Annotated in this window: 1 protein-coding gene; it reads left to right on the forward strand. The window is 73.9% G+C overall.

Annotated elements, in window-relative coordinates:
• On the forward strand, window positions 1-705 hold a 705-nt coding region (locus ACFPZL_RS13960), incomplete at both ends, for an adenosylhomocysteinase (RefSeq protein WP_382336008.1).

A 705-nucleotide genomic window follows, 5' to 3' on the forward strand; every position in this document is an offset into this window, starting at 1 on the left:
CCGCGCACCACCGATGCCTCGGTCGTCGCCGCGCTGCGCGAGCGGGGCATGACCGTGGTCGCCGACGCCGGCGGGGACTACGGCAGCTGGGAGCGCGAGCTCCGCGCCGCGGCCGACTGCGAGCCGGACTACATCATCGACGACGGGGCCGAGCTGACCATGCGCACGGCCGAGCATCGCCCCGACGTGTTCGCTCGGCTGAAGGGCGTCTCCGAGGAGACCACCACCGGCACCGCGCGGCTCCAGGCGATGTCCGCGGCCGGCCGACTGCCCTTCCCCGCGCTCACTGCGAACGACGCGCGCTGCAAGCACCTCTTCGACAACCGCTACGCGACCGGCCAGACCACGTTGCAGGCGATCCTGCGCCTCACCAACCGCCAGATCGCCGGGGCGCGGGTCGCCGTCGTCGGCTACGGCTACGTCGGCAAGGGGCTCGCCCTCTACGCGAAGGCCCTGGGGGCCCGCACCTTCGTCACGGAGGTCGACCCGGTCCGGGCACTCGAAGCCCACACCGACGGGCACACGGTAGGTGCGCGGCGCGACGTGTTCCCCCAGGCCCAGATCATCATCACCGCGACCGGCGGCATGCGCGCCATCGGCGCCGCCGACCTCCCGCACCTCGCGCACGACGTGATCCTCGCCAACGCGGGTCACCACGACCTCGAGGTCGACACCGAGGCCCTCGCCGCCGCGGCCGCGTCGGCC

This window comes from Leucobacter soli, from assembly GCF_042659205.1.
In the GTDB taxonomy this organism is placed as follows: domain Bacteria; phylum Actinomycetota; class Actinomycetes; order Actinomycetales; family Microbacteriaceae; genus Leucobacter; species Leucobacter soli.